Source organism: Rhodoplanes tepidamans (assembly GCF_030813915.1).
GTDB lineage: Bacteria > Pseudomonadota > Alphaproteobacteria > Rhizobiales > Xanthobacteraceae > Rhodoplanes > Rhodoplanes tepidamans.
Window position 1 is genome coordinate 108924 of sequence record NZ_JAUSUJ010000004.1, and the last position, 19932, is coordinate 128855.

Here is a 19932-nt window from a genome sequence, read left to right on the forward strand (position 1 = left end):
GCCTATACGCCATGTCTTCGGCTTTGTCATCCATCGGTCGCTTTTTTTGGCGGGGTGCCGGGCGCTTGGGCCCCATGCATTCCGGACGTGTGGACGGCCCACAGATCCGGCCGCCGCTCGCGGGTCAGCCGCTCCGCCTCGGCGCGCCGCCACGCCGCCACCCGGCCGTGGTCGCCCGAGACCAGGATGGACGGAATGTCGCGGCCCTCGAAGATCTGCGGCCGGGTGTAGTGCGGGTATTCGAGGAGACCGTCCGAGAAGCTCTCCTCGGCGCCCGAGGCCTCCTTGCCCATTACCCCGGGCAGCAGGCGGACGCAGGCGTCGATCAGCACCATGGCGGCGAGCTCGCCGCCCGACAGGACGTAGTCGCCGATCGACACCTCCTCCAGGTTGCGGGCCGCGATGACGCGCTCGTCCACCCCCTCGAAGCGGCCGCAGACGACGACCACGCCGGGCCCGGCGGCCAGCGCCGCGACGCGCGCCTGGGTCAGCGGCTTTCCGCGCGGGCTGGTGAGCAGGCGCGGCCGGCCGTCCGTGTCGGGCGCCACCGCGTCGATCGCCCGCGCCAGCACGTCGGCGCGAAGCACCATGCCGGGGCCGCCGCCGGCCGGGGTGTCGTCGACGCTGCGATGCCGGTCGGTGGCGAAGTCGCGCAGGTCGACGGCGGCGAGGTCCCAGATGCCGCCCGCCCGCGCCTTGCCGGCCAGGCTCGCGCCGAGCGGGCCCGGGAACATGTCCGGAAAGATGGTGATCACGCTGGCGCGCCACATGGCCGTCTTGCTTCTGTTTGCGTATCGCGTTTCGCGACCACCCCGCTCCTCATGGTGAGGAGCGAGCCGCTGGGTCGCGTCTCGACCCCCCGAGGCCACCCGGCACCTCGGCCGCCCTCGCCCTTCGAGACGACCGCTGCGCGGCCTCCTCAGGGTGAGGGCGGAGGCAGGTCGCCCTCCTCCTCGTCGTCGAGCAGCCCGGGCGGCGGATCGACGACGAGGCGGCGGCCGGGAATGTCGATCTCGGGCACCACCGCCTTGGTGAACGGCACCAGCCGCGTGGCGCCGCGCCGCGGCGCGATCTCCAGGAGGTCGCCGGCGCCGAAGTTCTGCACCGCGATCACGGTGCCGAGCTCCGTGCCCGCCGTATCGACGGCCGCGAGCCCGATCAGGTCGGCGTGATAGAACTCGTCCTCGCCGGGCGGCGCGAGCCTCCCGCGCGGCACGTAGAGCTCGAGATTGGTCAGCCGCTCGGCGGCGTCGCGGTCGTCGATCCCCTTCAGGCGCGCCACGAAGCAGTCCTTGGCGGGCCGCATGGAGGCGATCTCGAACACCCGTCCGTCGCCGGCGGTGAGCGGACCGTAGCGCTTCACCGCGGTCGGGTCGGCCGTGAACGACCACAGCCGCACCTCGCCGCGCACGCCGTGCGCCGCCCCGATGCGGGCGACGCAGACGCGGTCCGTGGACGCCGGGCGAGCCGGCATCTCAGCGCGGGCCGATCCGCCACGTCACCGTGGCGGAGGCGTCGAAGGTCAGCGTCGCGGGCGGCACGATCTGCATCGACGGCGCCGAGGCGAGCTCGGCGCGCCGCAGGCCGGCCTCGCCGCCCTCGGTGATGGCGACGATGCCGACGAGACGCATGTCGGCCGCGGCGGCGAACACCTCGGCCTTGGCATGCGCGTCGGCGATCGCCTTCCGGCGGGCCTCGTCGAGCGCGGCCTTGCTGTCGTCCGCCCGGTAGCCGAGCGGCCCGATCTCGAACAGGCCGGTCGCCGCGATGCGGCCGACCAGCGCGTCGACGCGGTCGACCGGCTTCAGCGCGAGCGCGAAGCTGGTGACGGCGCGGTAGCCCGGCTGGTTCTGCTTCGGCCGCACGCCGTCGCGGGCGAGCCGGAAGTCGGATCGCTCGACCGTGACGCCGTCGGCGGCGAGCGCCCGCAGCGCCTCGGCGGCGCGGCCGGCCCGCGCCTCGTGGGCCGAGGTCGCCTTGTCGAGCGTGTCGCCGGGGGTCGCGACCTCGACGGTGAGAACGGCGAAGCTCGGTTTCGCCTCGTGCTTTCCGCTGCCCTGCACCGTGACGGTCGGCTCCGCGCCGCCGCGCCGCTCCTGGGCGGCGGCGGGCAGGGCGAGCGTCAGGGCGAAGGCCAGCGCGCAGGCGACCGCCGCGCCGATCGGCGCGATGGCGAAGCCCCGGTCCGGTCCGTCGCGCATCGGAGATCCCCCGTTTTGCTCCGGATCAGCCGGCCGCAGCCGCGGCCTTGGCCTTGGCGGCCGCGGCGGCCTTGGCCTCGGCGGCCTCCTTGGCCTTCTGCTCGGCGATCACCTTGCGCTCCTTGCGCGGGATCGCCCGCTCCGGATTGTTGCGCGGCTCGCGCTTCTGGATGCCGGCCTCGTCGAGGAAGCGCAGGATCCGGTCGGACGGGGTGGCGCCCTTGGCGAGCCAGGCCTTGGCCTTGTCGAGGTCGAACTTCAGACGGTCCGCCTGCTCCTTCGGCAGCAGCGGGTTGAAGTAGCCGATGCGCTCGATGAAGCGGCCGTCGCGCGGGCTGCGCGAGTCGGCGACCACGATGTGGTAGAATGGCCGCTTCTTGGTGCCGGCACGGGCCATCCGGATTCGCAGAGACATTCTCTCGTCCTCTCTTCTCGTCTAGGTCTGCCCGTCATTCCGGGGCGCCGCGAAGCGGCGAGCCCGGAATCCATACTCACAGACAGGGGTTATGGATTCCGGGCTCGCGGGCTTCGCCCGCGCCCCGGAATGACGGATGGGGTGGTACGCACTTTCACTTCTTCTTCCCGAACCCGGGAAAGCCCCGGAAACCACCACCGAGGCCGCCGAGCCCGGGCAGGCCCGGAATCTTCGGCAGGCCGGGCAGCGGCGGCGCCGCGGCCGGCTTCGCAGCCGGTGCGTCGCCCTTCGCGGCGTCGCCCTTGGCGGCATCGCCTTTGGGCGCCGGCAGCTCGGGCATTCCGGGCGGGACGCCGGGCATTCCGGGGGGCGCCCCCGGGAAGCCGGGGAGACCGCCGGGCGGCAGCCCGCCCGGCATGTTGCCGAGCACGCCGGGCATCCGGTCGGCGAGCTTTTCCAGATCGGCCTGGCTCGGCATGCCGCCGCCGAAGCCGAGCGCATTGGCGAGCCCGGCCAGCGGCCCGCGCTTGCCCGAGCCCATCTGCTTCATCATGTCGGCCATCTGCCGGTGCATCTTCAGCAGCCGGTTGATCTCCTCGACCTTGGTGCCGGAGCCGGCCGCGATGCGCTTCTTGCGGCTCGCCTTGAGGAGGTCCGGGGTGCGGCGCTCCTTCGGCGTCATCGACTGGATGATGGCGATCTGATGCTTGATGATGCGGTCGTCGACATTCGCGGCGGCGATCTGGTTCTTCATCCGGGCGATGCCGGGCAGCATGCTCATCATGCCGCCCAGCCCGCCCATCTTCAGCATCTGGTCGAGCTGCTCGCGCAGGTCGTTGAGGTCGAACTGGCCCTTGCGCATCCGCTCGGCGGTGCGCCGCGCCCGCTCGGCGTCGATGGTGGCGGCCGCCTTCTCGACGAGCGAGACGATGTCGCCCATGCCGAGGATGCGGTCGGCGATGCGGTTCGGGTGGAACTCCTCCAGCGCGTCGAGCTTCTCGCCGACGCCCATCAGCTTGATCGGCTTGCCGGTGACGGCCCGCATGGACAGGGCGGCGCCGCCGCGGCCGTCGCCGTCGACCCGGGTCAGCACGATGCCGGTGAGGCCGACCCGCTCGTCGAAGGAGCGCGCCAGATTGACGGCGTCCTGACCGGTGAGGGCGTCGGCGACCAGCAGCACCTCGTGCGGCTGCGCCGCTTGCTTCACCTCGGCGGCCTCGGCCATCATGGCCTCGTCCAGCGTGGTGCGGCCGGCGGTGTCGAGGACGACGACGTCGTAGCCGCCGAGCCGGCCCGCCTCGAGCGCGCGGCGCGCGATCTGCACCGGCGTCTGGCCGGCGACGATCGGCAACGTCTCGACGCCGACCTGGGTGCCGAGCACCGCGAGCTGCTCCTGGGCGGCCGGGCGGCGGGTGTCGAGCGAGGCCATCAGGACCTTGCGCTTGCCCTGCTCGGTGAGCCGCTTGGCGATCTTGGCCGAGGTCGTCGTCTTGCCCGAGCCCTGCAGGCCGACCATCATGATCGGCACCGGCGCCGGCGCGTTGAGATCGATCGGATCGGCGGTCGCGCCCAGCGTCTCGATCAGCTGGTCGTGGACGATCTTGACGACCATCTGGCCGGGCGTCACCGACTTGATGACCTCGATCCCGACGGCCCGCTCCTTCAGCTTGTCGATGAAGCCGCGCACCACGTCGAGGGCGACGTCCGCCTCGAGCAGGGCCCGGCGGACCTCGCGGGCGGCGGCGTCGACGTCGGCGGCGGTCAGCGCGCCACGCCGGGTCAGCCGGTCGAGGATGCCGGAGAGCTTGTCGGAAAGACCGTCGAACATGCGTCCGCCCGTCCCGTTGGACCTCTCCCGCGGAGAGGCAAAACCCAAACACGTGTGGCGCCCGAGGGCGCATCGCGCTGTCGGGCGTTGGCCTCCGGCCTCGCGGACCGGTCGGTTGATGTCGTCTCGGCGAGTGTCGAGAGCGACCTAGACTTACGGGCGCGACCCGCCGGAGTCAACTTTCGGAACAACCTGCTCGATCGAGAACGACCGTTGGCCGCCCAAGGCCCAGAGGAAGTCGGATCCGAACGACGGCCGCGTGGAGACGCTCAGGTCGATCTTGTTGTCCGGGGAGTTCAGAGGAACGGTCTTTCCGCCGATCGTGATGTTTTGCGTCCCGGGAGGGGCGGTCAACGTCGTCGGCCCGGTCAGAGACCTTATACTGCCGATCTGGACAGTCCGCGTCTCGCTATTGGGTCCACCTGCAATCTGGGCCGTCACCGGAATGTTCGTCGTGCTCGGGACTCCGCCGGAGACCCTGGGATCGATCGTGATGGATTTGATCGACCCTGAGGCACTCGGGCCGGGAGGGGAGGCCGCCGGTTGCGCCTGCGCGATCGAAACCAGAGCAAAGTGTTGAAACGGCAGAACATCGCTGCGCCGCGGCGCATCCGCCCCGGCCACCAGATTGGTGATGATGCCAGGCGCGGCCACCCCCGCGACCAGTGCCTGCCTCACCTCGGTCGACCCCGTGCCATAGGCGATTGCCGCACCGATCAAGGCGAACAGAGAGAGCCCGAGAAGCAGCCCGAAACCCGGAAGCGGCGTATCCGGAAGAGACACATAGGTACTCGCCAGGCGAGCCGTGGTGGGCAGAACTCCCCCGAGAGCCCCAGCGATCAGAATCGGAACCATTGCATCCTCCGAAGCAACGGAGGGCACAAATATAACACCTTCAGGTTGCATCGAAGATGCTGAACCGGATCACTTGTACTTGACGGTTCCGCTCTGCTCGGTCGCCCCTCTATTCCAGGGTCGACCCGGCCTCGCCGAGCGGCGAGCCGCGCAGCGGGCGCGCGCCGACCCGCTCGAGGATCGAGACCACCTCGCCGACCGGCCCGGTCGGCACGTCCCGCGCCTCGTGCTCGCGGATCTCCCGCGCCACGAAGGCGCAGGCCGTGGCGAGATCGGCTTGCGTGGCCCCGGTCGCGATGATCTCGGCGACGATGGCGTCGTCGACCGGATGCACGGCGGACACGACCTGGTCCCGCGTCAACTCGGACATGCGAACCTCCCGGATTTCGGAGCACGAGTCCGGGAGGTGGCGCCGGTTCCCGGACCGCTCGTGCTCACGCCAAACGGACGCGGCGCCCTGCCGCGTCTTGCTCCGGCCCGCGGATCGCCTAAGTACCGACAGCCGACCCGCAGCCCGGCTCGGGGAACGGGCGGATGGTCTCCGCGCCCCCTGGAAGAGAGATAGGAACGTGCCGTCCACCCGTCGAGGCCTGCTCCTCGGATTGTCCGGCCTGGCCGCCGCGGCGGCCGGCCTGTTCGGCGCGCGCGCCCGCGCCGCCCGCTACTACGAGGGGCCGGTCTCGGACCATTTCGACGGGACCGTGTTCCGCGACCCGCACGGGGCGTCCCCGAAGAGCTTCGCCGACCTCGCCCGCTGGTGGAGCGCCCGCGGCAACGGCGCCGACTGGCCCGACTGGGCGCCGAGCCCGCATCGCGACCGCCCGCCGGCCCGGGTGACCGGGACGCGGCTGCGCATCTCCTTCGTCGGGCATGCGAGCTTCCTGGTGCAGACCGGCGGCCACAACATCCTGGTCGACCCGGTGTGGTCGGAGCGCGCCTCGCCGTTCGGCTTCGTCGGCCCCCGGCGCGTCAACGACCCCGGCATCCCGTTCGCGGATCTGCCGAAGATCGACACCGTCTTGGTGTCGCACGGCCACTACGACCACCTCGACGCCGACACCCTGTCGCGGCTCGTCGCGGCGCACGGACCGCGGGTGATCACCCCGCTCGGCAACGACACCGTGATGGCCGACCACGACCCCGCCATCGCGGCCGAGGCCTTCGACTGGCACGACCGGGTGGAGCTCTCGCCCGAGGTCGCCGTCACCCTGGTGCCGCTGCGGCACTGGTCCGCCCGCGGCCTCCTGGACCGCAACAAGGCGCTGTGGGCCGGCTTCGTCCTGGAGACGCCGGCCGGCCGCATCTACCACGTCAGCGATTCCGGCTACGGCGACGGCTTCCGGTTCCGCGAGGCGGCCGAGCGCTACGGGCCGTTCCGCCTCGCCATCCTGCCGATCGGCGCCTACGAGCCGCGCTGGTTCATGCGCGACCAGCACATGAACCCGGAGGAGGCCGTGCAGGCGTTCCGCGACTGCGGCGCCGCGCTGGCGCTCGCCCACCACCACGGCACCTTCAAGCTGACCGACGAGGCGATCGACGCCCCGGTGACGGACCTGCGCGCCGCCTGCGCGGCGGCCCGGATCCCGGACGAGCGGTTCAAGGTGCTGAAGCCGGGCGAGGTGTGGGAGCTGTAGGTTCGGTCATTCCGGGGCGCAGCGAAGCTGCGAACCCGAAATCCAGTGGCAAACTCCGCATCCCGGGCTGGATTCCGGGTTCGCCGCTGCGCGACGCCCCGGAATGACAGTCGCGGCCGTCACCGCAGCGGGACGAACACCTCGATCACCAGCTTGTCCTCCGGCGTCGTCAGCGGGTCGGTGACGTAGACCTCGACGAACTGGTCCTGGGCGTCGAGGCCCTTGTCGTCGAGCTGGTTGGTGATCGCCTCGTAGGTGGCGTCCATCGAGTCGTAGGAGCCGCGATGGACATATTTGAGCGCCTTGCCGGCCGGGGTCTGGCCGACGGCGAGGTCGCCGGTCGGGGCCGGATCGGGCGCCTTGGCGACCGGGAAGCCGGCCCGGAAGCTGAACCCGTTGTCGTCGGTCGCGGTGTAGACCGTGGTGGCGGGGCCGGACGGGCTCACGCCCTGCTTCTGCAGATAGGCCGAGACGGTCTTCAGCGCGTCCTGGATCGCCTCGAAGGCGCGCTCCCAGCTCGCCTTGCCGGACACGTAGACGATGGTCCCGGGCTCCATCGTCACCTCCTGGCCGAACACCTCGCCGGCGGTCGCCGGGACCTGGTCGGCGGGGGGCGCCGCGGCGGGAGGCGCGGCGGGCTGGCCGGCGGCCGGCGGGGCCGCGGGCGTGGCGCCCTGCCCCTGACCCTGCCCCTGACCCTGCCCCTGCCCCTGGGCCCACCCGGGGCCGGAGTGCCACAACAGGACGGCCGCAATGCCGGCGACGATCGCGACGAAACGGCGGGCTCGCATCGGATGCTCCTGTCGGTCCTAGTACCGCGACGGATAGATCACGCCCCGGATGAACGGAAGCCCAACGCCCGGGCGGACCGGCGGGGTCCGCCCGCGCAGCCCCCGGCCGCCCCTCGGCTGGCCAAAGGGGGCGGTTCTCCCATATAAGGCGCAAAACCACGAACCACCGGCTTCCCCCGATGAGCGCCCTCGCCGACCAGCCCTATGTGAAGATGAACGGCCTCGGCAACGAGATCGTCGTCGTCGACCTGCGCGACCGGCCGGAAAAGCTCACGGCCGAGGACGCCCGCGCCGCGGCGCGGCCCGAGGGGGCGCCGTTCGACCAGCTGATGGTGCTCTATCCGCCGCGCACCCCCGGCACCGACGCGTTCGTGCGCATCTACAACACCGACGGCTCGGAGGCCGGCGCCTGCGGCAACGGCATGCGCTGCGTCGCCGACATCGTGTTCGCCGACACCGGCAGGACGGCGCTGACCTTCGAGACCCGGGCCGGCCTGATCAACGCCTGGAAGGGCGAGGCGCCGCTGGTATCGACCGTCGACATGGGCGCCCCGAAGTTCGGCTGGCGCGACATCCCGCTCGCCGAGGAGTTCCGCGACACCCGGGCGATCGAGCTGCAGATCGGCCCGATCGACGCGCCGATCCTGCATTCGCCGTCGGTCGCCAGCATGGGCAACCCGCACGCGGTGTTCTGGGTCGACGATCCGTGGGCCTACGACCTCGGCAAGATCGGGCCGATGCTGGAGAACCACCCGATCTTCCCGGACCGCGCCAACATCACGCTCGCCGCCGTGACCGGGCCGGATCACCTGACCATGCGCACCTGGGAGCGCGGCGCCGGGCTGACCAAGGCGTGCGGCTCGGCCGCCTGCGCGACGGCCGTCTCGGCCGCCCGCACCGGCCGCACCGGCCGGCGCGTGCAGGTGACGCTGCCGGGCGGCGACCTGATCATCGACTGGCGCGAGCGCGACAACCACGTGCTGATGACCGGACCGGTCGAATACGAGCGGCACGGCCGCTTCGACCCGGCTCTGTTCGCCAGGGACGTCACCGGCGCCGCGACCGCCGGCGCACCCGCCGCCGGAGCGGCCGGCCGATGAGCGTCGACGTCGTCACCTTCGGCTGCCGGCTCAACGCCTTCGAGTCGGAGGCGATCCGCCGTCGCGCGGAGGCCGCCGGCCTCGCCGACACGGTCGTCGTCAACAGCTGTGCGGTGACCTCCGAGGCCGTCCGGCAGACCCGTCAGGCCATCCGAAAGCTCAAGCGCGAGCGGCCCGCCGCGCGCGTCGTCGTCACCGGCTGCGCGGCCCAGACCGAGACCGCGACCTTCGTGGCGATGCCCGAGGTGGACCGCGTGCTCGGCAACACCGAGAAGCTGTCCGACGCGGCGTGGACCGAGACTCGCGCCGCCTTTTCGCGCGGCGTCGCCGACCCCGCCGCCAAGGCGGCCGTCAACGACATCATGGCGACGCGGAGCGGCGCCGCCCCGGCGATCGACGGCATCGAAGGGCGGGCCCGCGGCTTCGTCCAGGTGCAGAACGGCTGCGACCACCGCTGCACCTTCTGCATCATCCCGTTCGGCCGGGGCAATTCCCGCTCGGTGCCGCTCGACGACGTGATCGCCCAGGTGCGCCGCCTCGCCGCCAACGGCCATGCCGAGGTGGTGCTGACCGGCGTCGACATCACCAGCTACGGCGCCGATCTCGCGGAGACGCCGCGGCTCGGCACGCTGGTGCGCCGCCTGCTCGCCGCGGTGCCGGAGCTGCCGCGCCTGCGGCTCTCCTCGATCGACTCGGTCGAGGCGGACGACGACCTGATGATCGCGCTCGCCGAGGAGCCGCGGCTGATGCCGCATCTGCATCTGTCGCTGCAGGCCGGCGACGACATGATCCTCAAGCGCATGAAGCGCCGGCATTCGCGCCGGCACGCGATCGACTTCTGCGCCACGGTGCGGCGGCTGCGGCCGGACGTCGTCTTCGGCGCCGACATCATCGCCGGCTTCCCGACCGAGACCGAGGCGATGTTCGAGAGCTCGCTCGATCTCGTCGACGCCTGCGGACTGACCTATCTGCACGTCTTCCCGTTCTCGCCACGCCCCGGCACGCCGGCCGCCCGCATGCCGCCGGTCGCCGGCGCGGTGGTGAAGGAGCGCGCGATGCGGCTGCGCCGGAAGGGCGACGCGCTGCTTCTCCAGCATCTGGAAAACGAGATCGGCCGCCGGCGCGCCGTGCTGGTCGAGACCGGCAGCACGGGCCGCACCGAGCAGTTCACGCCGGTCAAAATCTCGGGCGGCACGCCCGGGAGCATTGTCGACGTGATCGTCACGGGCCACGATGGGCGGCGACTGCTCGCCGCCTGAGGAGGCCTCGATGAACGCCAGACTCCCACGTCTCTGCGTCGCCACCGTGCTCGCCGCCGCCACCACTGCACTCGCCGGACCGGCATCGGCCGTCGACTATTCGCCGATCGACTGCGCCCGGGCGAGCACGCCGGCCGACCGCACGATCTGCGGCAGCTACGCGCTCGGCCAGGACGAGGCCCGCATGGCGACCCTGTACGGCGTCGCCACCGCCCTGGTGGCCATGGGGCAGCGCGGCGACCTCCAGGACTCCCAGCGCGCCTTCATCAGGACGCGCGAGGCCTGCGGAACCGACACCGCCTGCCTGTCGCGCGTCTACGCGACGCGGATCCGCGAGCTCGACGCCGTCATCGACGGCATCGCGTCGCGCGGGCCGTTCTGATCATCGGGGTCGAGCGCGCCGCGTGTCGAGCCATCATCCGAGTGTTGCGATCCGCATGCGCGTCGACCCGACCGAAACGTTCTCCACCACGATGCGGGTGGGCTTCGCCGAGGCGAGCGCCTTCGCGGCGCTCGCCGGCGACCGGAATCCGCTGCATCACGATGCCGGCTACGCGGCCGGCACCCGCTACAAGGTGCCGATCGTCTCCGGCCCGCAGATGGCGGCGCAGCTGATGGGCCTTCTCGCCAGCCACTACGCGGCGAAGGGCGCCGTGATCGGCCACGACATCTCGTTCCGCTTCCACGTGCCGATCGAGGTCGACCAGGAGATCACGCTCGAATGGAGCGTCGACACGGTGACCGAGGCGCCGCACCTGAAGAGCGACGTGGTCGTCCTGCGCGGCCGCATCCTCACCAGCACCGGCAAGGTCGCGACCACGGCCAAGGCGCGCATCCTGGTGGGGGAGTCGTTCTGAGGCCGGCAGTCCGGCGCGGCTCACGCGCACGGCGGCCGGAACCATCGATCCGACGTCCTTCGAGGCTCGGGCTTCGCCCGAGCGCCTCCGGGTGATGGATTAAGGCGCTGGCCCTTGGTTCTCCCCGTCCCACCCGCAGGCCCGCAGCGTCGCGGCGAGGTGCTGCGGCACCGGGGCGGTGACGCGGACCGGCGGCTTGGTCTTCGACAGCGGCACCACGATCCCGCGGGCGTGCAGGTGCAGGCCGGGGCCGCCGAAGCGCGGGGCACGGCCGTAGATGTTGTCGCCCAGGATGGGAAAGCCCATGGCGGCGCAGTGGACCCGGAGCTGATGGGTGCGGCCGGTGAGCGGCGACAGCGCCAGCCAGGTGAGCGCCGGCGCCGTCCGCGGCCCGGAGGGAGCGCCGGCGACGTCCGGGCCGGCCGCCCCGCCGGCTTCGCCGGGTTGGCCGGGCTCGCCGGCCGCGCCGCTCCGGCCGAGGACCCGCCAGGTCGACACCGAGGGCAGGCCGGCCGGGTCCGGCTTCATCCACCAGCCGCGGGTCTCGTCGAGCCGGCCGAGCGGCATGTCGATGGTGCCCTCGTCCGCCTCCGGGCCGCCCTCGACCACGGCCCAGTAGGTCTTCTTCACCTCGCCGTGCTTGAACAGCAGCCCGAGATGGGCGAGCGCCTTGCGGTGGCGGCCCAGCACCAGGCAGCCCGAGGTCTCGCGGTCGAGCCGGTGGGCGAGCGCCGGCGCGCGCGGCAGGCCGAAGCGCAGCGCGTCGAACGACTCCTCCAGGCTCTCGCCACCCTTCGGCCCCTTGTGGACGGGCAGGCCGGCCGGCTTATCGATCACGATCATCAGCCCGTCCCGGTAGAGGACGCGCGCAAGCATCTCTTCCTGTGTCATGGCGAAAGCGCTATCACGGCACCCGACATGACCGAAAGCACCGAAGACGACGACAATACCGCCAAGCCGAGCTGGTGGCGCCGGCTCTCCAGCGGGCTCAAGCGCACCTCCGCCTCGATCGGCGGGGCGATCGCGGATCTCGTCACCAAGCGCAAGCTGGACCATGCCGTGATCGAGGAGCTGGAGGAGGCGCTGATCCGCGCCGACCTCGGCATGGAGACGGCGATCGCCATCGCCGGAAAGGTCGGCGAGGGCCGCTACGACAAGCAGGTCTCGGCCGACGAGGTGAAGGCGATCCTGGCCGCCGAGGTGGAGAAGATTCTGGAGCCGGTGGCGAAGCCCCTGGTGATCGATCCGGCCAGAAAGCCCTTCGTGGTGCTGGTGGTCGGGGTCAACGGCTCGGGCAAGACGACGACCATCGGCAAGCTCGCGGCGCGCCTCACGGCGGAAGGCCGCAAGGTGGTGCTGGCCGCCGGCGACACGTTCCGGGCCGCCGCGATCGAGCAGATCAAGATCTGGGGCGCCCGCACCCGCAGCCCGGTGATCGCCGGGACCCAGGGCGCCGACGCCGCCGGCCTCGCCTACGAGGCCCTGGAGACGGCGCGCGGCGAGAACGCCGACGTGCTGATCGTCGACACGGCCGGGCGGCTGCAGAACAAGACCGCCCTGATGGGCGAGCTGGAGAAGATCGTCCGGGTGATGCGCAAGGTCGACGCCACGGCGCCGCACGCCGTGCTGCTCGTCCTCGACGCGACGGTCGGGCAGAACGCGCTCTCGCAGGTCGAGGTGTTCGCCCGGACGGCCGGCGTCACCGGGCTGGTGATGACCAAGCTCGACGGCACCGCCCGCGGCGGCATCCTGGTGGCGGTGGCGGCGAAGTTCGGCCTGCCCGTCCACTTCGTCGGCGTCGGCGAAGGCGTCGACGACCTGTCCCCCTTCGCGGCGAAGGACTTCGCCAGGGCGGTGGCCGGGATCGAGGGGTAGGCGCGGCGCCAGCCGCTCCCCGCCAGGGACCTCTCCGCCGTCGTGCTCCGCGAAGGCGGAGCACCCAGTACGCCGCAGCCTCTCCGGGAGACCAACAGGCGTCGGTGATGACTGGATCGTCCGCCTGCGCGGACGACGACCACCGAGAGGTTCTGTCCGGCGCACGCCGCCGGGTGTCGGGCGCCCGGTGGAGCCTACCCGGCCAGCAGCGCCTTGTAGCCGGCCTCGTCGAGCAGGCCGTCGAGCTGCGCCCTGTCGGCGATCTTCATCTTGAACAGCCAGCCCTGGCCGGTCGGGTCGGAGTTGACCAGGCCCGGCTCCGCCGTCACCGCCTCGTTGACCTCGGTGACCTCGCCGGCGATCGGCGCGTAGATGTCGGAGGCGGCCTTGACCGACTCGACCACGGCCGCCGTGGCGCCCTGGTCGAAGCTGACGCCGACGCCCGGCAGGTCGACGAAGACGAGGTCGCCGAGCTGCTCCTGGGCGTGATCCGTGATGCCGACGACCGCGACGTCGCCGTCGAGCCGCAGCCACTCGTGGTCCTTGGTGAATTTCAGCATCGGGATCTCCGGATCGGTCAGGGGCGCTTGTAGCGGTTCGGCACGACCGGCATGGCGGCGACCCGCACGGGCAGCCGCCTGCCGCGGACGTCGGCGTGGAGAAGCGTGCCGACGGCGGCGTCCGCGACCGGCACATAGCCCATCGCGACCGGCGCGCCAATGCTCGGCCCGAAGCCGCCCGACGTCACCTCGCCGGCCGGTGCGCCGGCCTCCGCGTCGCGGTAGAGCGCCGTGTGGGCCCGCACCGGGGCGCGCCCCTCGGGCAGCAGGCCGACGCGGCGCCGCGTCGCGCCCTCGGCGAGCTGGCGCAGGATCACGTCGGCGCCCGGAAAGCCGCCGGCCCGCGCCCCGCCGGTGCGGCGCGCCTTCTGGATGCTCCATTCGAGCGCCGCCTCGACCGGCGTCGTCGTCGTGTCGAGATCGCTGCCGTAGAGGCACAGGCCCGCCTCGAGCCGCAGGCTGTCGCGTGCCCCGAGCCCGATCAGCGCGACGTCCGGGGTGTTCAGCAGCGTCTCGCAGATCTCCTCGACGCGGTCGGCCGGGATGCTGATCTCGTAGCCGTCCTCGCCCGTGTAGCCGGAGCGCGAGACGAGGCAGGCCGCGCCCAGGATCGTCACCGGCCGGGCGTCCATGAACCGCATCGCCGCCACCTCGGGCGCGAGCGCGGCGAGCGCCGCCTCCGCCCGCGGCCCCTGCAGCGCCACCAGGGCGCGGTCGGCGAGCGGCTCGACCGTGCACAGGCCGGCGAGCCCGTCACGAAGATGCGCCTCGTCGGCCACCTTGCAGGCGGCGTTGACCACGACGAACAGGTGGTCGCCCTGGTTCGACACCATCAGGTCGTCGCGGATGCCGCCGGCGTCGTCGGTCAGCAGCGCGTAGCGCTGGCGCCCCGGCGCGAGCGACACGATGTCGGCCGGCACCAGCGTCTCCAGCGCGCGCGCCGCATCCTCGGCCTTGCCGGAGGGCGCGCGCAGCACCAGCTGGCCCATGTGCGAGACGTCGAACAGCCCGGCCTTCTCGCGCGTGTGGAGATGCTCCTGCAGGATGCCGGCCGGATACTGCACCGGCATCGCGTAGCCGGCGAACGGCACCATGCGGGCGCCGAGCCGGCGGTGCAGCGCGTCGAGCGGCGTGCGGGCGAGCGCGGCGGGCGATGTCGCGCCGGAGGTCTCGGGGGCGGTCTCGGGGGCAGTCTCGGTCATGGCGGTCCCGGCGGGCGGCGCCGTCGGCGACGGCGCGGAGCGGCGGCGCACTGTGCGAAATGCCTCGCAGCGGCGCAAGCCTCGTGTCGCCCGTCGCGGCGCGCGATCGTTCGGATCTGATCAGATCGGCGCGCATGTCGCGCCGCGACGCCGCCTGCGCGGGTCGGCCCGCTCAGGTCGGCGCGCCGACGTTGTGCTTGCGCAGCGCCGCCAGATCGGAGTCGACCATCTCGTCGACCAGCTGCTGGAAGCTGACCTGGTGGCGCCAGCCCAGCCTGTCGCGCGCCTTGGTCGGATCGCCGAGCAGCTGGTGCACCTCGGTCGGCCGGAAGTAGCGCGGATCGACCTCGACGACGACGCGGCCGGTCGCCGTGTCGATGCCCTTCTCGTCGACGCCGCTGCCTTCCCAGGCGATCGTCCTGCCGGCGCGCGCGAACGCCTTCTCGGTGAACTCGCGCACCGTGTGGGTCTCGCCGGTCGCCAGCACGTAGTCGTCGGGCGCGGGCTGCTGCAGGATCCGCCACATGCCCTCGACATAGTCGCGGGCGTGCCCCCAGTCGCGCTTCGCGTCGAGATTGCCGAGGAACAGCTTCTCCTGCACGCCGCTGGTGATCGCCGCGACCGCGCGGGTGATCTTGCGGGTCACGAAGGTCTCGCCGCGGATCGGGCTCTCGTGATTGAACAGGATGCCGTTCGACGCGTGGATGCCGTAGGCCTCGCGGTAGTTCACCGTGATCCAGTAGGCGTAGAGCTTGGCGACCGCGTAGGGCGAGCGCGGATAGAAAGGCGTCGTCTCGCGCTGCGGCACCTCCTGCACCAGCCCGTAGAGCTCCGAGGTCGACGCCTGGTAGAACCGCACCCGCTTCTCCATGCCGAGAATGCGGATCGCCTCGAGCAGGCGCAGCGTGCCGAGCCCGTCGGCGTTCGCGGTGTATTCGGGCGTCTCGAAGCTCACCGCGACATGGCTCTGGGCGGCGAGATTGTAGATCTCGGTCGGCTGGGTCTCCTGCACGACCCGGATGAGATTGGTCGAGTCGGTGAGGTCGCCGTAGTGCAGCGTCAGCGCCACGCCGGTCTCGTGCGGGTCGCGCAGCACGTGGTCGATGCGGGCGGTGTTGAACGACGACGACCGCCGCCGCAGCCCGTGGACCGTGTAGCCCTTCTCCAGCAGGAGCTGCGCCAGATACGCGCCGTCCTGTCCGGTGATGCCGGTGATCAGTGCAATACGCTCAGCCATGCCGCGCCCGCCCAGTGGTCCGCGCCGGCCGCGCCGGTGCCGGGGCTCCCCCTCGAAGTCCGCAGGGCTTCGCAAACTGCGCCCCGCATTGCAAGGTCTATTCGGTTTCCGGCCTGTGCATACCGGGCGCCGGCGCGACGCCCGCCGAGGGGCCCGGAGCGGCGCCGCCGGACGCCGCCGCGTCGGCGGTCGCGGCGTGCCGGGCGAGCAGGCGCACCTGGGCGACGGCGAACAGGAAGGTCAGCGGCACGAAGCCGAACAGCTTGAAGTTGACCCAGAAGTCGGTCGACTGCGTGCGCCAGACCAGCTCGTTGACGACGGCCATGGCGACGAAGAACAGGATCCAGCGCAGCGTCAGCTTGCGCCAGCCCTCGTCGGTGAGATCGAACACGCTGTCGAACACCATCGCGAGCAGCGGCCGGTCGCGCCACAGGCCGACCGCCAGCACGATCGCGAACAGCATGTAGATCAGGGTCGGCTTGAGCTTGATGAAGGTCTCGTCGTGCAGCACCAGCGTCAGCCCGCCGAACACCAGGACGATGACGGCGGAGACCACCGGCATCACCGGCAGGTGCCGGGTCAGCACGAAGGAGACGGCGAGCGCCGCCACCACCGCGACCATGAAGGCGCCGGTGGCGGCGAAGATGCCGAACTTCGCATTTGCTGCGAAGAACAGCACCAGCGGGCCGACGTCGAGCGCGATCTTCAGGGTCGGATTGAGTCGGGCGTCTGACATGCGGGTTTCCACGGGGCGACGGGGAGCCCGGCTGAACTAGCACGGGGCTCCGGTGCGACGCCACTGCGGCACATCGGCCTGCCGCAGGATCATGCCGGGCCCACATGGTACCGGGAGGCCGCGCGTGTGACCACGCCGCCACAGCCATGGGCTGTTCCACGGTGCAAATCGCGTCAAAACCATGGTTGGAAATTGACCGGCCGCGAAAACGCCTCACACTGACGAATCAGGGGGAGGCCACGCCATGTCGGATTTCAGGATCAAGGACTTTCTGGATCGGCTCGGCGAGCTCGGACTGATGTTCTCGGCCACCCGCATGGCGGACGGCAGCATCCGTCTCAATCAGTGGCGCGGCATCACCTACTACGAGAACGAGGCCGACATCCGCCGGATCTGGTCGGCCGCGATGGACGGCCATCCCGGTCGCGTCCAGGACGTCGCCCGCTATGTCGAGCTGACCCAGACGCGCGCCCGCGTGCTCGGAAAGGCCGCCTGAGCGGCCTCGCTCGTCGGCGTGCGGCAGGCCGGCGCGCCCTCGTGTGGCCAGGACGCCATTGTGCAATGCGCCCCGATCCCGCCCAGGAATCGGCCCGTCATCGGCCCGCGCCCCTCACGAAATCGCCCGCCCGGTCTGGTCGATGAAGGGTCGGGGTAGCCGCGCCGGTGCCGACGAGGCCCCGCGAGCGGCCGGGAGGGGACGTGGCATGACATCACTGATCGCCCGACTGGTGGCGGGGCTCCTGGCGGTCGCCCTGCTCGCACCGCTCGTCGCGGCGGCCGACGAGCCGGCGCGCCCCGCCTTCGCGTCCTCCGAGTCCGTGCTGCACTTCATCCAGGCCTACCGGTCGCGTCCCGAGCCGGCCCGCGTGCCGGCCGCCGTCCGCAAGGCGAGCGAGACGGGCGCGCTGGCGCGGCCCGACGCCGCCGGCCTCTATGTCGGCTTCCTGGCCGGCGTGATCGCGACCCAGCCGACCCGGGCCGAGAAGCTGGTCGCCGCCCTGATCCCGTTCCCGCAGGAGGACGCCTGGGTGATCATCCGGGCGATCGCCTATTCGGGTCATCCGGACTGGAAGGGCCTGCTCGCCCGCAACGCCGCCCGCTTCCCGCAGCACGACGCCATGATCGAGGCCTATGTGAACGGCCGCCTGCCGACGCTGGCGCGGCTCGCGATCGACGACGACCCGTCGGTCTGGGCGCGCATGCGCGGCTGGTTCCGGTTCGGCGAGCCCGCCCCGCGGACCCCGGCCCTGGCGGTCGGGCCGGACGTGCTCGACACCCTGTGGGGCGTCTATTTCGCCACCGGCGACGCCGCCCCGGTCGAGCGCATCGTCGCGCTGCTGCCGTGGTCGCAGGAGCGCGACGATCTCGGCCGCCTGACCGTCGGCTGCATGGCGAAGTTCACGGTGGTCGCCAACGCGGCGCACGACCCGGCGCTGCTCGCCCTGCTGCGCACCGCGCTGGCGCAGCAGCCGCCGGCGGTCGCCGCGGTGCTGAAGGACGCCATCCAGGCCGCCGAGACGACCGATGTCGGACGCGTGCGCAAGGAGGCGATCGACGCGATCCGAGCGCTGGAGACGAGCGGCCCGGCCAAGCGGCGCGAGTCGTCGTTCTGGGGGCGGTTCGGCGACAGCGTGGTGTCGCTCGGCTGCGCCGCCGCCGGCGCCTTCGGACGGGCGGCGCTCGGCCTGCCCTGCGTCTCCGGCGGCGCGGTGGCGGCGGCCCTGCAGTGACGGCCCGGATCGGGCGGAGCGTTCAGCGCCGCGGCTCGCCCTGCGACGGCTCGCCCTGCGACGGCGCCGCCTCGGCCGGCTCGGCCGGCGGCACGGGCCCCGGCTCGGCGGCAGGCGGCGGATCGGTCGCGGGCGGCGGGGCCGGAGCGGCCTCGGCCGGCGCCGCGGCGGGCTCCGGAGCCGGAGGCGCCGCGGCGGTGGCGACGGCGCGGCCCGGATCGCCGACATAGCCGGCGAGCAGCACCACGCCAGTGTCGCGGTCGCGCAGCGCGAACCAGAACGGCTTGTCGAACACGGCGCGGGAGTTCTGGCTGCGCAGCGCCGAGCGCACCGTCGTCACCGCGGTGGCGGCGGCCGCCTCGGTGCCGGCCTCGTCGATCTTCAGCACCGTCTTCTGGATCACCTCGGCGATGCGCTGGCCCGGCCCGAACCCGTCGAGGGCGGTCGGCGACGTCCGGCCCGCCTTCAGGCCGAGCGCGTCGAGCGCCGGCAGCAGCGCGGCCCGCTCGGCGAGCGCCAGCCGCGGCAGCGCGACGTCGACCGTCGCGGCGGCGAAGTCGCGGCCGGACAGCCAGTCGGCGACCGGCGCGAAGCCCGACGCCGGCAGCGGCTTGTCCTTGCTGCCGAGCAGGACGAGGCCGAAGCGCGGCGTCGCGTAGCCGAGCTCGATCGCGACGAAGCTGTCGTCGCTGCGCATCGGCACCGCCTCGATGGTGCCCATCATCAGCGGCACCTCGACGGTCGAGCCATCGGCGCGGGTGAACGGCGCCGGCCGGGTGCGGCCCGGCGCGAAGGCGGTGCGCCAGCGGTCCTTGAAGTACAGCGCATTGACGGCGACGAGGCCGGGATCGGCCGGCACCCGGTCGAGCATCGCCGGGATGGCGCCGCGGGTCCTCTCGCCGACCCAGGCATTGATGCGGGCGAGCGACTCCGGGGTGCCGAGCGGCTCGCGGAAGACCTCGCCGCCGGCGGCCGCGACCGCGGCGAGCACCGACGGTTTCGGCGTCATCGCCGGGTCGATCCAGATCGCGTCGGCGACCGCCAGCACCTCGGCGAGGCCCTTGTCGGCCTGCACGCCGGCGACGATCGCCCGCACCGCGGCGAAGTCCACCGGCGGCGGCGCCGCCGCGACCGCGGCCTTGTCGCCCTTGCGGGGCTTCTTCGACTTCGCCTCTCTGGCGGCTTTCTCCGGCGCGGCCGCCGCCGGGGCGGCGCCGCCGTCGACGAAGCCGAGCGTGCGGGCGAGCGCCGCCTGGAGCGGCGCGTCGGCGCCGAGCGCGATCAGGGTCGCCACCATGGCGAGGCTGCCGGGCGAGACGACCAGGTTGGCGGCCTCGGGGGTCTCCTTCTGCAGCGCCTCGACGAGCCGGACGGCGAGCCGGGTCTGGGCGGTCCGCATGCCGGCGACGTCGACCGGCACGGGCGCCGGCACGGCGGCGGCCGACCGCTTCGCCGCGGCGGGCGCGCCGGGCGGCCGCTCGGTGGTCTTCTTGCGGACGGGCTTCGCCTTGTCGGAACGCTCGGCGGGGGCCGCCGCGGCCGGGGCGGCGGCGAACGGCCCGCCCGGCGGCAGCGCGAGCGGCAGCGACAGGGCCGCGACGACGGCGGCGGCGATCACCCGTGAGGACATCGCACTCTCCCAGCAGGCCGGC

22 protein-coding genes are annotated in these 19932 nt (G+C 72.5%); 8 read left to right on the top strand and 14 right to left on the bottom strand.

Going from position 1 to position 19932, the window contains the following annotated elements; genetic code table 11:
* Positions 1 to 26: 26 nt before the first annotated feature.
* The 7 genes from trmD to J2S22_RS06570 all read right to left on the bottom strand — a co-directional run bounded on the left by trmD (position 27) and on the right by J2S22_RS06570 (position 5669).
* Positions 27 to 770, bottom strand: coding sequence for a tRNA (guanosine(37)-N1)-methyltransferase TrmD (trmD, locus tag J2S22_RS06540; protein ID WP_272780547.1), 744 nt, complete (start codon positions 768 to 770; stop codon positions 27 to 29).
* A 149-nt stretch (positions 771 to 919) separates the two neighbouring features.
* A complete protein-coding gene (gene rimM, locus J2S22_RS06545) occupies positions 920 to 1474 on the bottom strand; it encodes a ribosome maturation factor RimM (RefSeq protein WP_272780548.1) in 555 nt (184 codons plus the stop codon).
* A gap of 1 nt (position 1475) precedes the next feature.
* Positions 1476 to 2201: an SIMPL domain-containing protein gene (locus tag J2S22_RS06550; RefSeq protein ID WP_272780549.1), complete on the bottom strand. Its 726-nt coding sequence runs from the start codon at positions 2199 to 2201 to the stop codon at positions 1476 to 1478.
* Between the two features lie 25 nt (positions 2202 to 2226).
* Positions 2227 to 2616 carry a 30S ribosomal protein S16 gene (gene rpsP, locus J2S22_RS06555; RefSeq protein WP_370878183.1) on the bottom strand — a complete coding sequence of 130 codons (390 nt, stop codon included), beginning with the start codon at positions 2614 to 2616 and terminating at the stop codon, positions 2227 to 2229.
* A gap of 154 nt (positions 2617 to 2770) precedes the next feature.
* Positions 2771 to 4444 (bottom strand): signal recognition particle protein, encoded by a 1674-nt coding sequence (gene ffh, locus J2S22_RS06560; protein WP_272780550.1) that lies wholly within the window; start codon positions 4442 to 4444, stop codon positions 2771 to 2773.
* A 153-nt stretch (positions 4445 to 4597) separates the two neighbouring features.
* On the bottom strand, positions 4598 to 5299 hold the full coding sequence (locus J2S22_RS06565) for a hypothetical protein (protein WP_272780551.1): 702 nt from the start codon (positions 5297 to 5299) through the stop codon (positions 4598 to 4600).
* Positions 5300 to 5408: 109 nt separating this feature from the next.
* Positions 5409 to 5669 carry a hypothetical protein gene (locus J2S22_RS06570; RefSeq protein WP_272840460.1) on the bottom strand — a complete coding sequence of 87 codons (261 nt, stop codon included), beginning with the start codon at positions 5667 to 5669 and terminating at the stop codon, positions 5409 to 5411.
* 241 nt (positions 5670 to 5910) lie between these two features.
* Here J2S22_RS06570 and J2S22_RS06575 point away from each other — a divergent pair, with 241 nt between their 5' ends.
* Positions 5911 to 6933: an MBL fold metallo-hydrolase gene (locus J2S22_RS06575; protein WP_272779937.1), complete on the top strand. Its 1023-nt coding sequence runs from the start codon at positions 5911 to 5913 to the stop codon at positions 6931 to 6933.
* 119 nt (positions 6934 to 7052) lie between these two features.
* Here J2S22_RS06575 and J2S22_RS06580 read toward each other — a convergent pair whose 3' ends face one another.
* Complete coding sequence (locus J2S22_RS06580) at positions 7053 to 7724, bottom strand: GyrI-like domain-containing protein (RefSeq protein WP_272779933.1); 672 nt, start codon at positions 7722 to 7724, stop codon at positions 7053 to 7055.
* A 179-nt stretch (positions 7725 to 7903) separates the two neighbouring features.
* Here J2S22_RS06580 and dapF point away from each other — a divergent pair, with 179 nt between their 5' ends.
* Genes dapF through J2S22_RS06600 form a run of 4 tightly spaced genes read left to right on the top strand, consistent with a single transcriptional unit; the run spans position 7904 to position 10940 of the window.
* On the top strand, positions 7904 to 8824 hold the full coding sequence (gene dapF / locus J2S22_RS06585) for a diaminopimelate epimerase (RefSeq protein WP_272779932.1): 921 nt from the start codon (positions 7904 to 7906) through the stop codon (positions 8822 to 8824).
* Entirely contained in the window at positions 8821 to 10083 is a 1263-nt protein-coding gene (gene mtaB, locus J2S22_RS06590; protein WP_272779931.1) for a tRNA (N(6)-L-threonylcarbamoyladenosine(37)-C(2))-methylthiotransferase MtaB, read from the top strand. The genes dapF and mtaB overlap by 4 nt, the downstream gene beginning before the upstream one ends.
* A gap of 10 nt (positions 10084 to 10093) precedes the next feature.
* Entirely contained in the window at positions 10094 to 10465 is a 372-nt protein-coding gene (locus J2S22_RS06595; RefSeq protein ID WP_272779930.1) for a lysozyme inhibitor LprI family protein, read from the top strand.
* Between the two features lie 55 nt (positions 10466 to 10520).
* Entirely contained in the window at positions 10521 to 10940 is a 420-nt protein-coding gene (locus tag J2S22_RS06600; RefSeq protein WP_272840462.1) for a MaoC family dehydratase, read from the top strand.
* 99 nt (positions 10941 to 11039) lie between these two features.
* Here J2S22_RS06600 and J2S22_RS06605 read toward each other — a convergent pair whose 3' ends face one another.
* Positions 11040 to 11831, bottom strand: coding sequence for an RluA family pseudouridine synthase (locus J2S22_RS06605; RefSeq protein ID WP_272840463.1), 792 nt, complete (start codon positions 11829 to 11831; stop codon positions 11040 to 11042).
* Positions 11832 to 11858: 27 nt separating this feature from the next.
* Here J2S22_RS06605 and ftsY point away from each other — a divergent pair, with 27 nt between their 5' ends.
* Positions 11859 to 12815 carry a signal recognition particle-docking protein FtsY gene (gene ftsY, locus J2S22_RS06610; protein ID WP_272779927.1) on the top strand — a complete coding sequence of 319 codons (957 nt, stop codon included), beginning with the start codon at positions 11859 to 11861 and terminating at the stop codon, positions 12813 to 12815.
* A gap of 194 nt (positions 12816 to 13009) precedes the next feature.
* On the opposite strand, the gene gcvH is transcribed toward ftsY, so the two are convergent.
* The 4 genes from gcvH to J2S22_RS06630 all read right to left on the bottom strand — a co-directional run bounded on the left by gcvH (position 13010) and on the right by J2S22_RS06630 (position 16550).
* Positions 13010 to 13375, bottom strand: coding sequence for a glycine cleavage system protein GcvH (gene gcvH / locus J2S22_RS06615; RefSeq protein WP_272779926.1), 366 nt, complete (start codon positions 13373 to 13375; stop codon positions 13010 to 13012).
* A 17-nt stretch (positions 13376 to 13392) separates the two neighbouring features.
* Positions 13393 to 14577, bottom strand: coding sequence for a glycine cleavage system aminomethyltransferase GcvT (gene gcvT / locus J2S22_RS06620; RefSeq protein ID WP_272779925.1), 1185 nt, complete (start codon positions 14575 to 14577; stop codon positions 13393 to 13395).
* 172 nt (positions 14578 to 14749) lie between these two features.
* Positions 14750 to 15814: a GDP-mannose 4,6-dehydratase gene (gene gmd / locus J2S22_RS06625; protein WP_272779924.1), complete on the bottom strand. Its 1065-nt coding sequence runs from the start codon at positions 15812 to 15814 to the stop codon at positions 14750 to 14752.
* A gap of 97 nt (positions 15815 to 15911) precedes the next feature.
* Positions 15912 to 16550, bottom strand: a complete 639-nt coding sequence (locus J2S22_RS06630; protein ID WP_272779923.1) for a septation protein A — start codon at positions 16548 to 16550, stop codon at positions 15912 to 15914.
* A 244-nt stretch (positions 16551 to 16794) separates the two neighbouring features.
* On the opposite strand from J2S22_RS06630, the gene J2S22_RS06635 reads away from it, so the two are divergent.
* Together J2S22_RS06635 and J2S22_RS06640 are read left to right on the top strand one after the other, a co-directional pair.
* On the top strand, positions 16795 to 17046 hold the full coding sequence (locus J2S22_RS06635; RefSeq protein ID WP_272779922.1) for a hypothetical protein: 252 nt from the start codon (positions 16795 to 16797) through the stop codon (positions 17044 to 17046).
* Between the two features lie 208 nt (positions 17047 to 17254).
* Positions 17255 to 18280, top strand: a complete 1026-nt coding sequence (locus J2S22_RS06640) for a hypothetical protein (RefSeq protein WP_272779921.1) — start codon at positions 17255 to 17257, stop codon at positions 18278 to 18280.
* A 22-nt stretch (positions 18281 to 18302) separates the two neighbouring features.
* Here J2S22_RS06640 and J2S22_RS06645 read toward each other — a convergent pair whose 3' ends face one another.
* Entirely contained in the window at positions 18303 to 19910 is a 1608-nt protein-coding gene (locus J2S22_RS06645; RefSeq protein WP_272779920.1) for a serpin family protein, read from the bottom strand.
* Between the last annotated feature and the right edge of the window lie 22 nt (positions 19911 to 19932).